This is a genomic window from Allobosea sp. RIT-PG3_2, from assembly GCF_057321085.1.
This window is the reverse complement of sequence record NZ_JBXWCA010000002.1, coordinates 822,506-841,332: the sequence shown is the minus strand read 5'-3', so window position 1 is coordinate 841,332 and position 18,827 is coordinate 822,506. Positions and strand designations below refer to the sequence as shown.

The window sequence follows — 18,827 nt, the reverse complement described above, 5'->3', positions numbered from 1 at the left end:
ATGCCGCACAGGTAACGTTCGTCCGCGTCAGACGCGTCGTCTCTGCGGCGATCAAGGGGTGCCATGTCTTCGACGGTTCGTCATCGTCCGCGCGCTACGTCGCTTGCCGCTCGCCTCGGGCAGTCCCGTGTAGCGTCGCGGATCGAAGGCGAAATGCGGGTGACGGCCGCCGACCTCGTCGACAGCGTCGCCGAAGCCAAGCTCAAGGTGGCGGCTGTCCGCTACAAGGTCGAGAGCGAGGTCCGCAGCACCGCGGAGAAGTTCAAGAGCCGCGTCAGCGAGGCCAAGGCGAAGCTTGGCGATGAGGCCCGCTTCATCAAATCCTGGATCGACGATCCACGCCGCACGGGTTCGGTGACGCCGTCGAGCCCGGCGCTCGCGCGGCGGATGGCATCCTTCGTCGATCCGGAGCAACCCGGCCCGGTCATCGAGATCGGCCCCGGCACAGGCCCGGTGACCGAAGCGCTGATCGAGCGCGGCATCGACGAAAGCCGGCTGATCCTCGTCGAATACAGCCCCGAGTTCTGCGAGCTCCTGCGCCGGCGCTTTCCGCGCGCCACCGTTGTGGAGGGCGATGCCTATGCGCTCGCCGCCACGCTTTCCGGCCATCTGCACGAGAAGGCGATCGCGCTCGTCTCGAGCCTGCCGCTGTTCAACCGCCCGCCGGCCACGCGCTCGGCGCTGGCTCGCGAGGCGTTCCCCCTACTCGTGCAGGGCGCACCCTTCATCCAGTTCACCTATTCGGTGATCTCGCCGATCCCGCGCAAGGGCTCGGGCCTCAAGGCGTTCGTATCGGACTGGGTGCTGCGCAACATCCCGCCCGCACGCGTCTGGGTTTATCGTCAAAATCGTTGAAGATATGAGCTTTCGGCATCCCTGCGTTGCAGGCCGGGCGTGATTCGCGCGGCTTTCCTCACCGAATCGTAATACCTCGCTGTTACGCAGCCCTTTGCGACCGGCTGCCCCGCTGGCCTGTTCGCCAGAGGAGCCGGTTCAGCCGATGAGTGCCCCAGTCCTCCGTTTCAGCCTGCCGCGCTGGCGCGTGACGCGCTGGCTTGCGGATGCTGGTCCGGATGTTCCGCCGGAGATCCGGGTCGCGCTGGTGGGCAGCCTCTACGGCACGCTGCCGATCTTCGCAGGCGGCGTGATCAATTCGCTGGCGGTCTCGTTTCTGATCACGCTGCGCATTCCGACCCTGCCGTTCATGCTCTGGTGCGCCTTCGAGGTCATCTGCTGCTTCGTGCGCCTGCTCGTCCTGATGAGCGCACGCCGTCGCGCCGCCCGTGGCGACTCGACACCGACGGATTTCTATCTCCTGCTCGGCATCGCCTGGGCGGCCGGCATCGGGGCCGGGACCTTCCTCAGCCTGACGAGCGGCGACTGGGTGGCGGCGGCGCTCGCCTGCCTGTCCGCCGCCGCGATGGTCGGCGGCATCTGCTTCCGCAATTTCGCCGCGCCGCGCATGGCCGGCGTGATGATCGTGCTGACGCTCGGGCCCTGCGTGCTGGCGGCGCCGTTCCTCTCCGAGCCGATCATGCTGATCACCTTCATGCAGATCCCGTTCTATCTCTTCAGCATGACGGTCGCGGCCTACAAGCTGAACGCGATGCTGATCTCGACGATGCGGGCGGAGCGCGAGAACGCCTTCCACGCGCGGCATGACATGCTGACGGGGCTGTCGAACCGGGCCGGGCTGGCGACAGCCTTCACCAGCAGGTTCGAGAGCGAGGCGGCGCCACGCGGGCTTGCCCTGGTCTATCTCGACCTCGACGGCTTCAAGGCCGTCAACGACAGCTACGGGCACATGGCCGGCGATGCCCTGCTCCAGCTCGTGGCCGAGCGGCTGCGCGGCCTCGTCCGCGCTTCCGACATTGCGGCCCGCATCGGCGGCGACGAGTTCGTCGTCCTCTCCGAGCAGACCGAGCGCGTCCAGCTCCAGCGTTTCGGCGAGCGGATCGTGCGCGAGATCTCCGAGCCCTATGAGCTCGACAGCGGGCACAAGCTTCACATCGGCGCCTCGATCGGCATCGCGCTGGCCCCCGAGCATGGCCGCGACATGAACAGCCTGATGACGGCGGCCGATGCCGCGCTCTATCAGGCGAAGTCGCGCGGCAAGTCGCTCTGCATCATCGCCGCCCAACGCCCCGCGATCGACGGTGGCCCGTCAGGTGGGGCGCTCCGCCTCCATTGATGATTGATGTCCATCGCCTGTTCCGCCGGGCTTGACCCGCCGGCCCGCTCGGGCTTGCCTGAAGCGCGCAACAGCCGGGATCGCAGCGTGACGGATATCGGGCGGCTCGTCCGCGACATTGCCGACGAGATGCGCGACGCCGGCGAGCGCGGCGAGGTCGCGACCTATATCCCGCCGCTCGCCCGCATCGATCCCCACCAGTTCGGGCTCTGCGTAGTCACCGCGGATGGCGAGGTTCACGCTGCCGGCGACAGCGACGAGCCCTTCTCGATCCAGAGCGTCTCCAAGGTCTTCGCGCTGACCCAGGCGCTCGGCAAGGTCGGCGATACGCTCTGGCGTCGCGTCGGGCGCGAGCCCTCCGGCACGCCGTTCAATTCGATCGTCCAGCTCGAGCGCGAGCAGGGCGTGCCGCGCAACCCCTTCATCAACGCCGGTGCGCTGGTCGTCGCCGACGTCAATCTCGCTGGCCATGAGCCGCGCGTCGCCATCGGCGAACTGCTGCGCTTCGTCCGCTATCTCGCCGACGACGACGCGGTCATCATCGACGAGGCCGTGGCGCGGGCCGAGCAGGCCACCGGCTTCCGCAACATCGCGCTCGCCAACTACATGAAGGCCTTCGGCAACATCACCCATCCGCCGGAGCTGACGCTCGGCGTCTATTTCCACCAATGTGCCATCGCCATGAGCTGCCGCCAGCTCGCCATGGCCGGGCGTTTCCTGATGCATGGCGGGCTCTACGAGCCGGGCGGCTCGCGCGTGGTATCGGCCCAGCGCGCGCGCCGCATCAACGCGTTGATGCTGACCTGCGGCCATTACGACGCCTCGGGCGATTTCGCCTTCCGCGTCGGCCTGCCCGGCAAGTCCGGCGTTGGCGGCGGCATTCTCGCCATCGCGCCGGGCAAGGCCGCGATCGCGGTCTGGTCGCCCGGCCTCAACGCCAACGGCAATTCCCTGCTCGGCACGCTGGCGCTGGAACGTCTTGCGGACGCCACCGGCTGGTCGGTCTTCGCCCGGTAGAGGGAAGGCTCGTCATGCTCGGGCTTGACCCGAGCATCTCGGGACGCGGAGGCTCGGGAGCCTTTTCTTGAGGGAGATTCTCGGGTCTGCGCTTCGCTTCGCCCGAGAATGACGGCGTGCTTTCCCCTCAGCTCCGCAATCCCGGCGCTTCCTGCCCGGTGCGGGCGACGTATTCCGTGTATCCGCCGCCATAGGCGTGGACGCCTTCCGGCGTCAGTTCCAGAAGACGGTTCGACAGCGCGGCCAGGAAATGGCGGTCGTGCGAGACGAACAGCATCGTGCCCTCATATTGCGAGAGCGCGGTGATCAGCATCTCCTTGGTCGCGATGTCCAGATGGTTGGTCGGCTCGTCCAGCACGAGGAAGTTCGGCGGGTCGTAGAGCATCATCGCCATGACCAGGCGCGCCTTCTCGCCGCCGGAGAGCACGCGGCAGCGCTTCTCGACATCGTCACCGGAGAAGCCGAAGCAGCCTGCCAGCGACCTGAGCGAGCCTTGGCCCGCCTGCGGGAAGCGGTCCTCCAGCGCCTCGAACACCGTGCGCTCGCCGTCGAGCACCTCCATGGCATGCTGGGCGAAATAGCCGAGCTTCACGCTGGCGCCGATGTTGACGATGCCGGTATCGGGCTCGGCCGTGCCGGTGACGAGCTTCAGCAGCGTCGACTTGCCGGCGCCGTTGACGCCGAGCACGCACCAGCGCTCCTTGCGCTGGATCTGGAAGTTCAGCCCGTCATAGATGCTCCGGCTGCCATAGGCCTTGTGCACGTTCTTGAGGCTGACGACGTCGTCGCCTGAGCGCGGTGCGGGCTGGAATTCGAAGGCGACGGTCTGGCGCCGCCGCGGCGGCTCGACACGCTCGATCTTGTCCAGCTTCTTGACGCGGCTCTGCACCTGCGAGGCATGGGAGGCGCGCGCCTTGAAGCGCTCGATGAAGGCGATCTCCTTGGCGAGCATCGCCTGCTGGCGCTCGAACTGCGCCTGCATCTGCTTCTCGGCCAGCGCCCGCTGCTGCTGGTAGAACTCGTAATCGCCCGAGTAGCTGGTCAGCGCGCCGCCATCGATCTCGACGATCTTGCCGACGATGCGGTTCATGAACTCGCGGTCATGCGAGGTCATCAGCAAGGCGCCGTCATAGCCCTTGAGAAAGGATTCCAGCCAGATCAGGCTTTCGAGGTCGAGATGGTTCGAAGGCTCGTCGAGCAGCATCGCGTCGGGCCGCATCAGCAGGATGCGGGCGAGCGCGACGCGCATCTTCCAGCCGCCGGAGAGCGCGCCGACATCGCCCTCCATCATCTCCTCGCTGAAGCCCAGCCCCGCCAGAACCTCGCGCGCCCGGCCGTCAAGCGCATAGCCGTCGAGTTCCTCGAACCGGCCCTGCACCTCGCCATAGCGGGTGATGATCTCCTCCATCTCGTCGGCCCGGTCGGGATCGACCATCGCCGCTTCGAGCTCGGCGAGCTCGGCCGCGACCGTGCTGACCGGGCCGGCGCCGTCCATCACCTCGGCGACCGCGCTGCGGCCGGCCATCTCGCCGACATCCTGGCTGAAATAGCCGATGGTGGTGCCGCGATCGATCGAGACCACCCCTTCGTCGGGCGCCTCCTCGCCGGTGATCATCCGGAAGAGCGTGGTCTTGCCGGCGCCGTTGGGGCCGACCAGCCCGACCTTCTCGCCCTTCAGAAGCCCTGCCGAGGCTTCGATGAAGACGATCTGCTTTCCGTTCTGCTTGCTAATGTTCTCGAGGCGAATCATAGAGTTGGGAAACCTTGAAGCGTGTGCCGGCCGCCCTTCTCGCAATGACGGGATGGCGATCTGATCTGTCTGGAAAGCGCTCTACGCGATCACGGAGAATGGGGAAAGGCGGCGCGAGGCCGCGATCAGACTGAAATGGCAGCGCTACGAGCACCCGCCGCGCTCAGGAGATCGGCGGGCGCAAGCGCGATCTGCAGGCCACGCTGTCCGCCATTGACGTAGACCAGCGTCTCGCCCGAGGCGGCTTCGTCCACGATCGTCGGCAGCTTGCGCTTCTGGCCGAAGGGGCTGACCCCGCCGACCTTGTAGCCGGTCAGGCGCTCGGCATCCGGCACCGGCATCATCGCCGCCGCCTTGCCGCCGAAAGCCGCCGCGACCTTCTTCATGCTGGCCTCGCGGTCGGAAGCGAGCACGATGCAGACCGGCTTGCCGTCGACCTGCGCGATCAGCGTCTTGAGCACGCGCTGCGGCGGCTCGCCCAGCGCCTCCGCCGCCTGCAGCCCCACGCGTTCCGCGTTGGGATCGTAGGCATAGCTGCGCAGTTCGAACGCGATGCCGAGTTGCTTCAGCGCCAATGTGGCGGGTGTCGTCTGGGCCATGATCTCGCGGCTATCGGGGCTTCCGGCAAAACCGGCACGGCGGTCGTCGCCGTCGCCATGGGAGCCTGATAGCCATTCGCCGGCCGCCCGAAAAGGGCCATGCTTCAAGCTGATGCCGACGCAGCCTGAGCGACGGGCGCGGTTAGTACTTCACCACGCGGGCGCCGGGGACGGGTTCCGGAGGTGGCGCCGCCTGCGCGACATGGCCGAGCGGGAAGGCGACGCTGACCAGTCCGATCGTCCCTTGCGGCCGATTTTCGACGCTGACTTCGCGCAGGATCTTGAGGCGCGTCGAGACAGGCGTCCCGGCGACGACGAAGGTATAGCCGATCGAGCCGCCGATTGCCGTCGTGCGCCCCTTGTAGGGCCCGAGGGAGGCGCCGGCACCGCTATCCGCCGTGACCTGCTGATAATGCGAGACCTGGGCGCCGACCGTCAGCTCCTTGGTGAGCGAATAGGTGACGGCGAGGTCGCCATGGACCGCATTGCCGCTCTTGTAGTCGGTATCGTCGTTCTTGCCGTTGATCTCGAAGCCGACGGCGCCCGAGATGTCGAGGCCGATCTTCGGGTCGAACCAGGTTGCCGCCGCGTAGAGATCGCCGATCCAGCGATTGAACGACAGGTTGGACAGCTGGCCATCCTGATAGGTGCCGGAAGGAATGTTGACGGCGGCGCCGACCTGCCAATGGAAGTTGCCGGCATGCCAGCCGACGAAGCTCGTCATGACGGGATCGCCGAACAGGAATTCCGAATCCCGCAGCTTCACGCCGAACCCGCGGCCGAGACGAGGCGCGGCGATCAGCGCTCCCGCGCTGACGCGCGGCTGGCCGAAAGGCAGGGTGACGGCGAAGGCCAGGTTGCCGCCGAGAATCTCGACAGGCGTGACCCAGGTCGGCGTGGCGAAGTTGACGCGCGCCTGGACCTTGACATTGGTGAGGACGGAGCCGCCAATCTGCGTCTGCGTGCTTGCCGAAAGGCGTCCTGAGTACGAATAGAAGTCGTTCTCGAAGTAGAAGCCGGGTGGCGGGACGATGCCGGCGCCGGGGCCGCGAAGTCCGGGAACGAAAAGGCTGGCGCCGCTTTCGGTGGCGAAGACCGCATCGGGAACGGCACCGACAGCAACCCATGCCGTTGCTGCGAAGACAGCCGTACCTATACGCCGCATGATTGATGTCCCTGACCCCTCATGCGGACGCTGGACCGATTTGCTGGGGTCGTCAAGGCGAGCGGCCTGACGATTGCTGCAGGCGAAAACAGGATTGTTACGGTTACATGGTGTCCCGACGGCGAGGACTGGAGTCACACTATTCATGTGTCCGTTCGTCTGATGAAAGCGTGGCGATGGAAAACGCGCAGAGACGCGGCCTGGCTCGCCTGATGCTCCGGTGGCCACAAAAGCGCCCAGCGCTCAAGGCTCGGTTCGGCAGCGATGCGCGGCTTGCGGAGTTGTGCGAAGCCTATGAAGTCGCCTGCGAGGCGGCTTCCTACTGGGACAAGTCTCCGTCGCCCGCTGCCCCCGAACGGGCGCAAGAGTATCGCTCGCTGATGGTCGCGACAGAGCAAGATATCCTGAAGCGAATTTCTTAAGGTCGTCGGGAATCGCGAGTGTGCCATGCGTCTTCAGGCTTGCTGACACGGCCAACTGCACGTCATACTTGGAACAGCGTACATTATATCGACGTGGTTTCGGTCCAGCGGCGAGGACGAAGCGATGGGCGAGAGCTTGAACAGCAGGCGGGAACCACCGGGGGCCGAACAGGTCTTCGGAGCTCTCGAACGATTGCTGACTTCCGATGAACTGCGTCTTTCGGAGCGCAACCGGCGCTTCCTGTCCTTCGTGGTGACGCAGGCCATCAGAGGCACGGCGGATCGCATCAAGGCTTATACGATCGGCGTCGATGTCTTCGGACGCGATGAAGCCTTCGATCCGGCGACGGATCCGATCGTCAGGATCGAGGCGACACGCTTGAGAGCGGCCCTGGCATCCTATTACGAGCAGGTGGGATCTGAAGCGGCGGTCAGGATTTCGCTTCCCAAGGGCAGTTACGTGCCGGCATTCGACTGGGCTGCCTTGGCGCACGGCGCGGAGGCCGGCGGGGATCTCGCCGAGAAGAGGGCCGGCATGCCGCTGCTCTCGGCGCAAGTGATCGTTCAGGATCATACCGGGCGGGGCAATGAAGACATGGCGGCACGCGCCGAGCTCTTCGTCGATGCGCTCGCGATGACGCTGCAGAAGGCTTCCTTCACCGTCCATGTCGTGCCGCCGGACGAGCGCCGTGCGGCCGCCGACGCGATCCAGGCCATCTACTGTGCGCCGCATGAGGCGCTTTCGCTCGATATCGCGGTTCGCCCCGTCGATGCCAAGATGCGTTACTCCTGGCGCCTGGGCGATCTCGCAACAGGCGAGGTCCTGGCCACCAGCTTCCGCGACTACGTGGTCGCGAGCGCATCCGGCTATGAGGGCGTCGACGATCTCGCCGCCGACGCGACCAGCGCCATGTCCGCGGCCATCGGCCTGCGCCGGCGCGCACAAGGCCGGGTTCCGTAACCGTTACAGGCTTAAGCCCCAAATTGGTCCATGCAATGCTCGGCGGCGTGCGCGGACGAACGCTGTGTCAGCTATGTCTCCACGGTTGCAATGTGAAACCAGGAGCATTTCATGGAACGCCATAAATTCCTGGCCGCGGCAGCACTGGCTGCCGTCCTGGGTCTCTCGGGGGGCGCGGCGAAGGCTCAGCAGCCTGCGCCTGCATCGCCGCCCATCCGGCCGAACATCCTCGTGATCTTCGGCGACGACATCGGCCAGTCGAACATCAGTGCCTACACGCAGGGGTTGGTCGGCTACAGAACGCCGAACATCGACCGGATCGCCAAGGAAGGCATGATGTTCACCGATTATTACGCGGAGAACAGCTGCACGGCGGGACGCTCTTCCTTCATCACGGGGCAGACGCCCAAGCGCACCGGCCTCACCAAGGTCGGCATTCCCGGCGCGCCGGTCGGCCTGCAGGACCGCGACATCACCATTGCCCAGGCGCTCAAGGCCCGCGGCTACGCGACCGGGCAGTTCGGCAAGAACCATCTCGGTGACCGCGATGAATATCTGCCGACCCGGCACGGCTTCGACGAGTTCTTCGGCAATCTCTACCATCTCAATGCCGAGGAGGAGCCCGAGCGGCCGTACTGGCCCAAGCAGGACACGGCCTATGTCAAGGCCAACTCGCCCCGCGGCGTGCTCAAGGCCTCTGCCGACGGCAAGATCGAGGATACCGGCCCGCTGACCAAGAAGCGGATGGAGACGATCGACGACGAGACGACCGCCGGCGCGATCGATTTCATGCAGCGTCAGGTCCGGGCCAACAAGCCGTTCTTCACCTGGATGAACACGACGCGCATGCACGTGTTCACGCATATTCGCGAAGCCAACAAGGGCAAGAGCGGCATGCCCGGCAACGACTATGCCGACGGCATGCTCGAGCACGACGAGGATGTCGGCAAGCTGCTGAAGGCGGTCGACGATCTCGGCATTGCCAGCAACACCATCGTTATTTACGCCACGGATAACGGTCCGAACCGCTTCTCCTGGCCGGATGCGGCGACCTCGCCGTTCCGCAACGAGAAGGATTCGAACTGGGAAGGCGCCTTCCGCGTGCCGGCCATGGTCCGCTGGCCTGGAAAGATCAAGCCGGGCGAGGTCTCCAACGAGATGTTTTCAGGCCTCGACTGGTTCCCGACCCTGCTCGCTGCGGCCGGCGACACGGACGTCAAGGAGCGCTTGCTCAAGGGTACGAGCGTCGAGAACAAGACCTTCAAGGTCCATCTCGACGGCTACAACCAGCTGCCCTACCTGACCGGCCAGCAGCCGAAGGGCAACCGCACCGACTTCGCCTATTTCAACGATGACGGCGTGCTCGTCGCCTATCGCCACGAGAACTGGAAGGCCGTGTTCTGCGAGATGAAGTATCCCGGCGGCTTCGACGTCTGGAAGGAGCCCTTCGTCTGCCTGCGCGTGCCGAAGATCTTCAACCTGCGCATGGACCCCTTCGAGCGCGCCGACATCGTCTCGGACCAGTACAATGCCTGGCTGGTCGACAACGTCTATCTGGCCGGCTGGCTGGTGACCAAGGCGGCCGGTTTCCTCGAAACCTTCATCGAATATCCGCCGAGCCAGGAAGCGCCGAGCTTCTCGATCGATCAGGTGGCGCGCGACGTGGAGGCGAAGATCAAGGCCAACGCCGCCAAGGCTGCTCCCAAGTAGCGAGACGCACAAACCCGGTCGGCGCACTCCGCCGACCGGGCCCTTGCCCGAATTGGCCTCGTTTACCGACGGGTGCTCCGGTGCTCATGAAGTTTCTCTTCCGGATGTCGCGGCTTTTCCTGAGGGGCCATCGCCCACAAGCTGAAGCCGGATCGAAGAGCTTTCTTTCTGCACGGGAAGGTGGAAGATCGGAGATGCTCAGCCGGAAAATGTCGAGCGGGATGCCGCATTGCAACGGTTGCCGAAACCCTGGATTGGAAGGCTCCCGCGATGCGGCCGGATGACATCATCGAGCGCTTCCGGGTGACCGACGGAGACGGCTTCCGCCTGAAGCGTTTCGACCCCGCCGATACCTGCGGGCTCGATATCGACAAGGACGCGGCGAAGCAGCTGCTGCAGGACGGCGTAGGACGACTGCACGAGCTGCAGGAGCGGCTCTACGCCGGCAGGCGCTGGTCCGTGCTCATCGTGCTGCAGGCGATCGACACCGCCGGCAAGGACGGCACGATCGAACACGTCATGTCCGGTGTGAACCCGCAGGGTTGCCGGGTCACCTCCTTCAAGGCGCCGAGCCAGCTGGAGCTGAGCCATAACTTCCTCTGGCGCGCCACCTGCGCGCTGCCGGGGCGCGGCGAGATCGGCATCTTCAATCGGTCCTATTACGAGGAGGTCCTCGTCGTCCGCGTCCATCCCGAGCTGCTGAAGAAACAGGGGCTGGCGCCGAAGCTGATCGGCAAGGACGTCTGGCAGCAGCGTTTCAAGAGCATCCGCGAGTTCGAGCACCACCTGACGCGAAACGGGACCATCATCCTGAAATTCTTCCTTCATCTCTCGAAGGACGAGCAGCGCCGCCGCCTGCTGGAGCGGATCGACCAGCCCGACAAGAACTGGAAGTTCGATCCCGCCGATATCGCCGAGCGCCGCCACTGGGACGCCTATCAGGCAAGTTATGAGGAGGCCATCGCCAGTACCGCGACCAAGACGGCGCCCTGGCATGTTGTTCCCGCCGACAACAAGTGGTTCACTCGGCTGTTCGTCGCTGCTGCGATCGTGGATTGTCTGGAAAAGTGCAAGCTCAAATTCCCGAAGGTCGATGACGACGCGCGCGAGGCGATGGCGCAGGCGCGGAAAGAACTTCTGGCCGAGGGCGATCTCGGCGGGAGCCGCCTGACGAAAGGCCGAGACGATGGTTGACGCTGCTATTCTGGACGTGCCCGCTGCGACCGAGGGGATGATCCGCATTGCCGGCGGCACCTTCCATATGGGGTCGGACAAGCATTATCCGGAGGAGGCGCCGAGCCATCGCGTCAGCGTCGACCCGTTCTGGATCGATGCGACGCTGGTCACGAACCGGCAGTTCCGGTCCTTCGTCGAGGCGACCGGCCATGTCACCTTCGCCGAGATCGCGCCGGACCCGAAGGATTACCCGGGCGCCCTCCCGCATATGCTGCGGGCGGGATCGCTGATGTTCGATCCGCCGTCGCATCCCGTCGATCTGCGCAACTGGGCGCAGTGGTGGACGTTCAAGTTCGGCGCGACCTGGCGCAAGCCCTACGGTTCGGGATCCTCGATCAAGGGCATGGACGACCATCCCGTCGTCCATGTCGCCTATCGCGACGCGGAGGCCTATGCGGCGTGGGCCGGCAAATCGCTGCCGACCGAGGCGGAGTGGGAATTCGCCGCCTGGGGCGGGCGAGAAGACGCCGAATTCGCCTGGGGCGACGAGCTCGTGCCGGCCGGCCGTCACATGGCGAATATCTGGCAGGGGAATTTCCCCAGCGAGAACACCAAGGATGACGGCTGGGCCCGCACCTCGCCGGTCAAGGCGTTCCCGGCGAACGGCTACGACCTCTACGACATGATCGGCAATGTCTGGGAGTGGACATCCGATTTCTGGTCGGTGCGCCATCAGGCCGACGCCCCCAAGGCCTGTTGCGTGCCGCAGAACCCGCGCGGGGGGCCGGAGGCCGAGAGCTACGATCCCCGCCAGCCGACGATCCACATTCCCCGCAAGGTACTGAAGGGCGGCTCCCATTTGTGCGCGCCGAGTTACTGCCGGCGCTACCGGCCGGCGGCGCGCCATGCCGAGCCCGTCGACACCTCCACCAGCCATGTCGGTTTTCGCTGCGTGGTCCGCGAGCGCTGATGTCTCGGAAGTCGATCACCAACCACGGACAGCGAAGAGGACGGCGCAAGCCGAAGGCCGCAATGACCCAGATCAGCAAGACGAAACGCTTCGCCCTGCTCGTGCTCATGGTCCCCGCATTCGTGCTGGGCGCCTGCACGACGCAGGATGCGGCCTCGCCGCCGCCGGAAACGCCGCGGATCGTGACGTCTACGCCTACCCAGCGCAGCTATCTCGATGCCGGCCCGGCGCCGGCACGGGGTGGTGGCCCGAACTATGTGCAGGCTGGTCAGAACAGTTTCGCGCGCCAGACGGACAGCTTCGGCAACGATGTCGTTCCCAGGATTCCGTGAGGGCCCTCGCATCCGTGTGCCAGCACCCGTGGCGGGACTGCCGGCGTTTACGGTTACGCGCTTGACGACGGAAGAGCGGGCGCCGATCGCTGGCTTGCCATGAGATGGCCTGCCCAGCTCCCGTCCTGATGGCCGTAACGGTTACAAGGCTGACTTGATCCGGGGTTCCGTCACACTCCGATCCCAGCCACAGTCGAGGGTCGGGCAATGGATGCAGCGGGGCAGGCCGCGCGCGATGCAGTGAAAGAGCTGCAGAGCCGGATGAACCAGGACATCATCGGGCAGGAGCGTGTGGTCGAGCGCATCGTCATCGCGTTGCTCGCCAACGGCAACGTGCTGCTGGAAGGCCTGCCCGGCCTTGCCAAGACGCGGGCGATCAAGAGCCTGTCGCAGAATCTGGAATCGGATTTCAGCCGTATCCAGTTCACGCCGGACCTGCTGCCCTCGGACGTGACGGGCGGCGAGATCCTGCGCGCCGACGGGCAGTTCGAATTCCGCAAGGGGCCGGTCTTCGGCAATCTCGTCCTGGCCGACGAGATCAACCGTGCCCCGCCCAAGGTCCAGTCGGCCCTCCTCGAGGCGATGGAGGAGCGCCACGTCACCGTGGCCGGCAAGCGCTACGACCTGCCGCCGCTCTTCATGGTCCTCGCGACGCAGAACCCGATCGAGCAGGAGGGCACCTATCCATTGCCCGAGGCGCAGATGGACCGCTTCCTGATGCATGTGCGCATCGATTATCCCTCCGATGCCGACGAGGTGAAGGTGATGCGGCTGGTTCGCGCGGAAAGCGTCACGGCCGGCAGCCCCGCCGCGGCTCCCGCGCTGATCCCGCAGCAGGTGGTCTTCGACGCGCGCACGGAAATCGATCGCGTGACGACGAAGGATGTCGTGGAGACCTACATGGTCGGGCTCGTCGCGGCGACGCGGCGGCCGGCCGAATTTGGTGATCGTCTCAAGAACTGGATCGCGGTCGGCGCCAGCCCGCGCGGCTCGCTCGCGCTCGATAAATGCGCCCGCACCTATGCCTGGCTGCAGGGGCGCGACTACGTGACGCCGGAGGATGTGCAGGCCGTCGCGCATGATTGCCTGCGCCACCGGATTTCGCTCGGCTACGAGGCGGGCGCCGAGGGCGTCAGCGCCGATGCGGTTCTCGACGAGGTGCTGAAACAGGTCGCCGTTGCGGCGTAGCGAGGCGCGTCATGGCGTTGATGCGGGAAAGAGCGAGGACGGAAGGGCCGGCTCCGGCTGCGGGCGCCCGCGCCTTCGCCACGCTCGACGACCTCCTTCGTCTCAAGCATCGCGCCCGCGGCTTCAGCTTCCTGCCGCGCCAGCCGGTGCACAGCCTCCTCGCTGGGCGCCACGCTTCGCGTCTGCGCGGGCGCGGCCTGAATTTCGAGGAGCTGCGGCACTATTTCGAGGGCGACGACACCCGCACGATCGATTGGCGCGCGACGGCGCGGCTCGGCAGCCCGCATGTCCGGGTCTATTCCGAGGAGCGCGACCGGCCCGTCATCCTGCTCGTCGACCAGCGCAGCACGATGTTCTTCGGCAGCCGGCGCGCGATGAAATCGGTTGCGGCGGCGGAGGCTGCCGCGCTTGCCGCCTGGCGGGTCACCTCGCTTGGCGATCGTGTCGGGGCCGTGGTCTTCAACGATGATGGGGTGGTGACGGTCAAGCCGCAGGCGCGCGACCAGGGCGTCGTGCGCGTTCTGAGCGAGGTCGTCAGGCAGAATGCCGCGCTGGAACACGCGCCGGTCTCCGATCAAGGGGCAGGCCGGCTCAACGAGGCCCTGAGCGCGGCCGCGCGCATGGTGGCGCATGACGGCCTGATCTGCATTATCTCCGACCTCGATGGCGAGAATGACGAGACCCGCCGGCTGGTGACCCGGCTCTGCGCCCATAACGACGTCCTCGCCGTCTTCATCCAGGACCCGCTGGAGCAGCAGCTTCCGGATGTCGGGCGGGCAACGTTTAGCTCTGGGCAGGCGCAGATCGAGGTCGACGCCTCCGGCGCATCCCTGCGGCAACGCTTCTCCGATGAAAGGGCAGCATGGCGCGCCCGGTTGGCGGAGCTCTCCCGCAGCCGCGCCATCCCGGTGCTGCCGATCTCGCCCGACCGTGACGTGGCCGATCAAATGCGCGAGCTGATCGGCCGGCGCCAGGCACAAAAGCTCGCGAGCGCCAGCGGGAGGGCGCCATGAGCGCCGATCCCGGCGACCTCGCCAATCTCGCCGATCTGACGCTGCCTCCGGCGATATCCTTCTGGCCGCCGGCCACCGGCGTCTGGATCTTGGGCGGTGCGACTGCTGCGGCGCTGGCGGTGGCAGGCTGGCGTGCATGGCAGCGCTATCGCGCCGACGCCTATCTCCGTCGTGCCGCTGCGGAAATCGAAGCGGCGGCGCTGGCTGGCAATGCGCCCGGCGCCGTTTCGGCCGTGCTGAAGCGCGCCGCGATGGTCACTTATGGGCGGGAGCGGGTGGCGTCCCTGACGGGACCGGCCTGGACGAGTTTCATCGTCGAAAAAGCGCCCGCCGGCGAAACGATGACAGACCTGACCAGCAGCCTGCATGGGCTGTTTTCGGCAAACGCCGATTCATCCGTACAGGACCCTGCCGCGTTGGCTGCTCAAGCCAAGGTCTGGCTGCGGGGCCAGCGCGGCCGCGTTTCAGGGCGGAGGTGACGATGCTCTCCTTCGCTCATCCGTGGGTCGTTCTGCTCGCTCCGCTCCCGCTGCTCGTCTGGTTCGCGCTGCCGGCCCATGCGGAGCGGCGCGCCGGTCTGCGCGTGCCCTTCTTCGACAGGCTGGCAAGGCTGAGCGGGCAGCAGCCCTATTCCGGCGGCGTCGTCGCGCGGCGCCATCTCGGCCGTCTGCTGGTCCTGGCGCTGGTCTGGCTGATGACCCTGGCGGCGCTGTCCCGGCCGCAATGGATCGAGCCGCCTCTGCATCGCGACGTGCCCACCCGTGACCTGCTGGTCCTCGTCGATCTCTCCGGCTCGATGGACACCAAGGATTTCGTCGATGCCTCCGGCAAGACCGTGGACCGCCTGACGGCTGTGAAGCAGGTGCTCGACGACTTCCTCTCGCGCCGCAAGGGCGATCGCGTCGGCGTCGTCGTCTTCGGCGATGCGCCTTTCGCGCTGGTGCCCTTCACCACCGACCTGGAGCTGTGCCGCGCGATGTTGCGCGACACCGATGTCGGCATGGCCGGGCCGCGCACGGCCTTCGGTGACGCCATCGGCCTCGGCATCGGGCTGTTCGCCAAGAGCACGGTCAAGGCCAGGACGATCATCGCCCTGACCGATGGCAACGACACCATGAGCAAGGTCCCGCCCGCGGAGGCCGCGCGCGTCGCCAAGGACAAGGGCATCGTGATCCATACCGTCGCGGTCGGCGATCCGCAGGCGGCTGGCGAGGACAAGCTCGACGAGGCCGCGCTGAAGGAGGTCGCGGACACGACCGGCGGCGGCTTCTTCCGCGCGCTCGACCGCACCCAGCTCGCCGACATCTATCGCCGCCTCGATGAGATCGAGACCCGCCATATCGATACGGTGAGTTTCCGCCCGCGCCGCGACATCTTCTGGGTGCCCATCGCCGCGATGCTGGTGCTCACCATGCTCGCGCAGTCATTGTTCATCTTGCGCCGGCATAGGCGCAGCCCAGCCCCGGAACCGCAGGCGATTGCGGGAGCGCCGCGATGATGGGCGCGCTCGCCGCTTTCCATTTCGAGCGGCCGCTCTGGCTGCTGGCGCTGCTTCCTGCGGCCGCGCTCTGGCTGATCGAGCGCCGCCACTCCGACACGCTGCAGCAATGGCGGCGCGTGATCGACCCGGCACTGCTGTCCCATCTCATCGTCGGGACCGACCAGCATAGGCGCGTGACGCCGTCGGACTGGCTGTTCCTGGGCTGGATCATCGCGGCAATCGCCGTCGCCGGCCCGGCCTGGCAGCGCGAGCCATCGCCCTTCGCCGACGCCAAGCCCGCCGTCGCGGTCGTGCTCAAGGTCGCGCCTTCCATGCTGACCGACGACCTCGCCCCGACGCGGCTCGACCGCGCGCGGCAGAAGCTCGCCGATATTCTGGCCGCGCGCGAAGGCGCTTCGACGGCGCTCGTCGCCTATGCCGGCTCGGCGCATCTCGTCCTGCCGGCTACGCCGGACAGCGCTGCGGTGCTCGATCTCGCCAAGGCCCTCTCGCCGCGCATCATGCCGAAGGAGGGGGAGGATCTCGCCGGGGCGCTGGCGCTGGCGAGGCGTGCGCTCGCAGGCAGTGCCGATGGCGGCTCGATCCTGGTCATGGCGGATACAATCGCACCCGAGGCGGTCGCCGATCTGGCCCGGACCAAAGGTCCCGGCGTGACGCTGCTCGCATTGGTAGCGCCGGGGATCGATACGAGCGGCGTGGCGGAGGCCGCACGGGCGATCGGGGCAGTGACGATCGCGACGACGCCGGACCAGACGGACGTCACCGCCGTCGTGCGCCGCCTCGACAGCCGCGATGTGGCAGCGAGCATCACGGGGGAAGGGGAGCACTGGCGCGAAGCCGGCTACTGGCTGGTCCCTCTCCTCGCTCTGCTGACCCTGTTGTGGTTCCGGCGCGGATGGGTGCTGGCATGAAAAGAGCCCGCCCGCTGCCATCATCCCCCTACATCCTCATCGCCGTCGCGACGGTCCTGGCATTGCTGGCTGCGGGCTACCGACTCGGCTGGCGCGATCTCTGGCTGACGCCGGATCAGCGCGGCCGGATGCTGCTGGGCGAGAATCGGCCGGCCGATGCGGCGCGAGCCTTCCGCGATCCGCTCTGGCGGGGCATCGCGCTGTTCCGCGCCGGGGATTTCAAGGAGGCCGCCCAGGCCTTCGCGGCCCGCGACACGGCCGAAGGCGCTTTCGACCAGGGCAATGCGCTGGTGATGCTCGGCCAGTACGACGATGCGATGAAGCGCTACGACCGGGCGCTCGCCTTGCGGCCGGGCTGGCCGGTGGCGCTCAACAACCGCGAGATCGCGCGCATTCGCGCCGAGCGGAAGAAAACGACGGGCGGCGATACCGGCAATACCGACACGAAGGCCGATGAGATCGTCTTCGACAAGACGAAGAAGGGCGGAGAGGATTCGACGGTCGAAGGCGAGAAGCCGATGTCCGACGAACAGGTCCGCGCCCTCTGGCTGAAGCGCGTCCAGACGCAGCCAGCCGATTTCCTGCGCGCCAAGTTCGCCTATCAGCTGCAGGCGCAGCCGGGCGGGACGGCGCCATGAGGGTGGTCCTGGCGCTCTTGCTCGCCCTCCTCCCGGCCCTTGCGCGGGCGCAGGGTCCCGCAGGCGAGCCGCTCATCCGCACCATGCTCGATCCGGCGCAGGGCGCCGTCATCGGACAGCCGGTGCGATTGAATGTCGAGGTTCTCTTCCCCGGCGAGATGCTTCACCCGCCGCGCGTCGCCGTTCCCGAGGCCGCCGGTGCGCAGATCCTGCGTTTCGAGACGCAGGCGACGACGATGCGCGAACGGATCGGCGAGCAGGACTATGTCGGCCAGAGCTTCGAATTCGTGCTGTTCCCGCGCCGCGGCGGAGCGATCGCCGTTCCCGCGCCGAGCGTGACGCTGCTCGATCGCAGCGGCGAGCCGGCGGGTTCCGCGAAAGGCGAACCGACGCGGATCGACGTGACCGTGCCGCCCGGCATCGACCCGTCCGGCCCGGTGCTGGCTGCCGACCGCGTCGATGTCGAGCAGAGCTGGTCGCCCAATCCCGCGACGGCGCAATTCAAGCCGGGCAGCGCACTGGTGCGGCTGATCCGGCGGCAGGCCGATGGCGTGCCCGCGCTCGGGATGGCCGAGTTCCACTTCGCCGCCCCTGAAGGCGTGCGCATCTATGCCGATCCGCCCTTGGCTGAAGACCGCAGCAATCGCGGCAATGTCGAAGGGCACCGCATGGACAAGGTCACCTATGTCTTCGAGCGGGCTGGAAGCTATGAGCTACCCGCGTTGTCCCAGCCCTGGTGGAGCCTGTCGGACAAGCAGGCGCGGATGGAGACCTTGCCGGGTGTCGCGGTGACGGTCGCTGCGGCCCCCGCTGCCGGCCGGCCGGCGCAGGTGCGATGGTCCGGGCTGGCCTGGCTCGCCGCTGCCCTCGTGCTCGCCATTCTGGCCGCTGCTCTTATTGTCCTTCGCTCGAAGCTTTCGGCTCTCTGGCAGCAGGCGGTAATGCGCCATCGATCGTCCGAGGCTGCGGCGCGCCGCGAATTGCTGCGGACAGCCAGGGCCGGGGATGCCTCGACAACCTATCAGGCGTTCTCGCACTGGCTCCGCCGCCTGCCTCCCGACGAGCGGCAGCGCGCGCGATCAGGCGCATTGGCTCCCGCCTTGGCCGGGCTCGAACACGCTTTGTTCGGCGCGGGCCCGGCCTGGGACCGGGCGGCGGGAGCCGCCTTCGCCAGCGCCGTGACCACCTTCCATCGTCAGAATCGATCGCCGCCGCATCGGGTGGTCGAGCCGCTGCCGCCGCTCAATCCGATCGCCTGAAGGGGCGCGCAGGGACAACAGGGG

The 18,827-nt window shown here is 66.9% G+C and carries 19 protein-coding genes; 16 read left to right on the top strand and 3 right to left on the bottom strand.

All coding sequences use genetic code 11. The annotated features are described in order from the left end of the window. Positions 1–159 precede the first annotated feature (159 nt). The 3 genes from AC2FAN_RS09535 (at position 160) to AC2FAN_RS09525 (ending at position 3,208) form a co-directional block, all read left to right on the top strand. Entirely contained in the window at positions 160–855 is a 696-nt protein-coding gene (locus AC2FAN_RS09535) for a class I SAM-dependent methyltransferase (protein ID WP_485173538.1), read from the top strand. A gap of 145 nt (positions 856–1,000) precedes the next feature. Further along, a complete protein-coding gene (locus tag AC2FAN_RS09530) occupies positions 1,001–2,191 on the top strand; it encodes a diguanylate cyclase domain-containing protein (protein ID WP_485173537.1) in 1,191 nt (396 codons plus the stop codon). A gap of 87 nt (positions 2,192–2,278) precedes the next feature. Then, the gene (locus tag AC2FAN_RS09525) at positions 2,279–3,208 is read left to right on the top strand and encodes a glutaminase (RefSeq protein WP_265054966.1); all 930 of its coding nucleotides are present in this window, start codon (positions 2,279–2,281) and stop codon (positions 3,206–3,208) included. Between the two features lie 127 nt (positions 3,209–3,335). On the opposite strand, the gene AC2FAN_RS09520 is transcribed toward AC2FAN_RS09525, so the two are convergent. The 3 genes from AC2FAN_RS09520 to AC2FAN_RS09510 all read right to left on the bottom strand — a co-directional run bounded on the left by AC2FAN_RS09520 (position 3,336) and on the right by AC2FAN_RS09510 (position 6,722). Continuing rightward, positions 3,336–4,958: an ABC-F family ATP-binding cassette domain-containing protein gene (locus tag AC2FAN_RS09520; protein ID WP_485173536.1), complete on the bottom strand. Its 1,623-nt coding sequence runs from the start codon at positions 4,956–4,958 to the stop codon at positions 3,336–3,338. A 125-nt stretch (positions 4,959–5,083) separates the two neighbouring features. Beyond that, positions 5,084–5,557: a Cys-tRNA(Pro) deacylase gene (gene ybaK, locus AC2FAN_RS09515; RefSeq protein WP_265051171.1), complete on the bottom strand. Its 474-nt coding sequence runs from the start codon at positions 5,555–5,557 to the stop codon at positions 5,084–5,086. A gap of 142 nt (positions 5,558–5,699) precedes the next feature. Beyond that, positions 5,700–6,722 (bottom strand): SphA family protein, encoded by a 1,023-nt coding sequence (locus AC2FAN_RS09510; protein ID WP_265051172.1) that lies wholly within the window; start codon positions 6,720–6,722, stop codon positions 5,700–5,702. A 176-nt stretch (positions 6,723–6,898) separates the two neighbouring features. Between AC2FAN_RS09510 and AC2FAN_RS09505 the strand changes: the two genes are divergently transcribed. From AC2FAN_RS09505 to AC2FAN_RS09445, 13 genes are all read left to right on the top strand, one after another. Continuing rightward, complete coding sequence (locus AC2FAN_RS09505) at positions 6,899–7,144, top strand: hypothetical protein (protein ID WP_265051173.1); 246 nt, start codon at positions 6,899–6,901, stop codon at positions 7,142–7,144. 193 nt (positions 7,145–7,337) lie between these two features. Beyond that, entirely contained in the window at positions 7,338–8,105 is a 768-nt protein-coding gene (locus tag AC2FAN_RS09500; RefSeq protein WP_485173535.1) for a hypothetical protein, read from the top strand. 111 nt (positions 8,106–8,216) lie between these two features. Then, positions 8,217–9,815 (top strand): arylsulfatase, encoded by a 1,599-nt coding sequence (locus tag AC2FAN_RS09495; RefSeq protein ID WP_485173534.1) that lies wholly within the window; start codon positions 8,217–8,219, stop codon positions 9,813–9,815. A gap of 270 nt (positions 9,816–10,085) precedes the next feature. After that, complete coding sequence (locus AC2FAN_RS09490) at positions 10,086–11,009, top strand: polyphosphate kinase 2 family protein (protein WP_485173533.1); 924 nt, start codon at positions 10,086–10,088, stop codon at positions 11,007–11,009. Next, positions 11,002–11,961 carry a formylglycine-generating enzyme family protein gene (locus tag AC2FAN_RS09485; RefSeq protein ID WP_485173532.1) on the top strand — a complete coding sequence of 320 codons (960 nt, stop codon included), beginning with the start codon at positions 11,002–11,004 and terminating at the stop codon, positions 11,959–11,961. The genes AC2FAN_RS09490 and AC2FAN_RS09485 overlap by 8 nt, the downstream gene beginning before the upstream one ends. Positions 11,962–12,023: 62 nt before the next feature. Beyond that, positions 12,024–12,293, top strand: a complete 270-nt coding sequence (locus tag AC2FAN_RS09480) for a hypothetical protein (RefSeq protein ID WP_485173531.1) — start codon at positions 12,024–12,026, stop codon at positions 12,291–12,293. Positions 12,294–12,500: 207 nt separating this feature from the next. Continuing rightward, on the top strand, positions 12,501–13,481 hold the full coding sequence (locus AC2FAN_RS09475; RefSeq protein ID WP_485173530.1) for an AAA family ATPase: 981 nt from the start codon (positions 12,501–12,503) through the stop codon (positions 13,479–13,481). A gap of 11 nt (positions 13,482–13,492) precedes the next feature. Next, positions 13,493–14,494: a DUF58 domain-containing protein gene (locus AC2FAN_RS09470; protein WP_485173529.1), complete on the top strand. Its 1,002-nt coding sequence runs from the start codon at positions 13,493–13,495 to the stop codon at positions 14,492–14,494. After that, positions 14,491–14,973, top strand: coding sequence for a DUF4381 domain-containing protein (locus AC2FAN_RS09465; RefSeq protein WP_485173528.1), 483 nt, complete (start codon positions 14,491–14,493; stop codon positions 14,971–14,973). The genes AC2FAN_RS09470 and AC2FAN_RS09465 overlap by 4 nt, the downstream gene beginning before the upstream one ends. 2 nt (positions 14,974–14,975) lie before the next feature. After that, positions 14,976–15,992, top strand: a complete 1,017-nt coding sequence (locus AC2FAN_RS09460; protein ID WP_485173527.1) for a VWA domain-containing protein — start codon at positions 14,976–14,978, stop codon at positions 15,990–15,992. Then, positions 15,989–16,906, top strand: a complete 918-nt coding sequence (locus tag AC2FAN_RS09455; protein WP_485173526.1) for a VWA domain-containing protein — start codon at positions 15,989–15,991, stop codon at positions 16,904–16,906. Before AC2FAN_RS09460 ends, AC2FAN_RS09455 begins: the two co-directional genes overlap by 4 nt. Continuing rightward, a complete protein-coding gene (locus AC2FAN_RS09450; RefSeq protein WP_485173525.1) occupies positions 16,903–17,544 on the top strand; it encodes a tetratricopeptide repeat protein in 642 nt (213 codons plus the stop codon). Before AC2FAN_RS09455 ends, AC2FAN_RS09450 begins: the two co-directional genes overlap by 4 nt. Continuing rightward, a complete protein-coding gene (locus tag AC2FAN_RS09445; RefSeq protein ID WP_485173524.1) occupies positions 17,541–18,803 on the top strand; it encodes a BatD family protein in 1,263 nt (420 codons plus the stop codon). The genes AC2FAN_RS09450 and AC2FAN_RS09445 overlap by 4 nt, the downstream gene beginning before the upstream one ends. Positions 18,804–18,827: the final 24 nt, after the last annotated feature.

What these genes read in the sequence shown, in the direction of transcription:
- AC2FAN_RS09465 (WP_485173528.1), top strand. Translation starts at nt 14,491, where the DNA reads ATGAGCGCCGATCCCGGCGACCTCGCCAATCTCGCCGATCTGACGCTG.
- AC2FAN_RS09505 (WP_265051173.1), top strand. Translation starts at nt 6,899, where the DNA reads ATGGAAAACGCGCAGAGACGCGGCCTGGCTCGCCTGATGCTCCGGTGG.
- AC2FAN_RS09485 (WP_485173532.1), top strand. Translation starts at nt 11,002, where the DNA reads ATGGTTGACGCTGCTATTCTGGACGTGCCCGCTGCGACCGAGGGGATG.
- AC2FAN_RS09495 (WP_485173534.1), top strand. Translation starts at nt 8,217, where the DNA reads ATGGAACGCCATAAATTCCTGGCCGCGGCAGCACTGGCTGCCGTCCTG.
- AC2FAN_RS09445 (WP_485173524.1), top strand. Translation starts at nt 17,541, where the DNA reads ATGAGGGTGGTCCTGGCGCTCTTGCTCGCCCTCCTCCCGGCCCTTGCG.
- AC2FAN_RS09470 (WP_485173529.1), top strand. Translation starts at nt 13,493, where the DNA reads ATGGCGTTGATGCGGGAAAGAGCGAGGACGGAAGGGCCGGCTCCGGCT.
- AC2FAN_RS09510 (WP_265051172.1), bottom strand. Translation starts at nt 6,722, where the DNA reads ATGCGGCGTATAGGTACGGCTGTCTTCGCAGCAACGGCATGGGTTGCT.
- AC2FAN_RS09490 (WP_485173533.1), top strand. Translation starts at nt 10,086, where the DNA reads ATGCGGCCGGATGACATCATCGAGCGCTTCCGGGTGACCGACGGAGAC.
- AC2FAN_RS09475 (WP_485173530.1), top strand. Translation starts at nt 12,501, where the DNA reads ATGGATGCAGCGGGGCAGGCCGCGCGCGATGCAGTGAAAGAGCTGCAG.
- AC2FAN_RS09455 (WP_485173526.1), top strand. Translation starts at nt 15,989, where the DNA reads ATGATGGGCGCGCTCGCCGCTTTCCATTTCGAGCGGCCGCTCTGGCTG.
- AC2FAN_RS09460 (WP_485173527.1), top strand. Translation starts at nt 14,976, where the DNA reads ATGCTCTCCTTCGCTCATCCGTGGGTCGTTCTGCTCGCTCCGCTCCCG.
- AC2FAN_RS09530 (WP_485173537.1), top strand. Translation starts at nt 1,001, where the DNA reads ATGAGTGCCCCAGTCCTCCGTTTCAGCCTGCCGCGCTGGCGCGTGACG.
- AC2FAN_RS09450 (WP_485173525.1), top strand. Translation starts at nt 16,903, where the DNA reads ATGAAAAGAGCCCGCCCGCTGCCATCATCCCCCTACATCCTCATCGCC.
- ybaK (WP_265051171.1), bottom strand. Translation starts at nt 5,557, where the DNA reads ATGGCCCAGACGACACCCGCCACATTGGCGCTGAAGCAACTCGGCATC.
- AC2FAN_RS09480 (WP_485173531.1), top strand. Translation starts at nt 12,024, where the DNA reads ATGACCCAGATCAGCAAGACGAAACGCTTCGCCCTGCTCGTGCTCATG.
- AC2FAN_RS09520 (WP_485173536.1), bottom strand. Translation starts at nt 4,958, where the DNA reads ATGATTCGCCTCGAGAACATTAGCAAGCAGAACGGAAAGCAGATCGTC.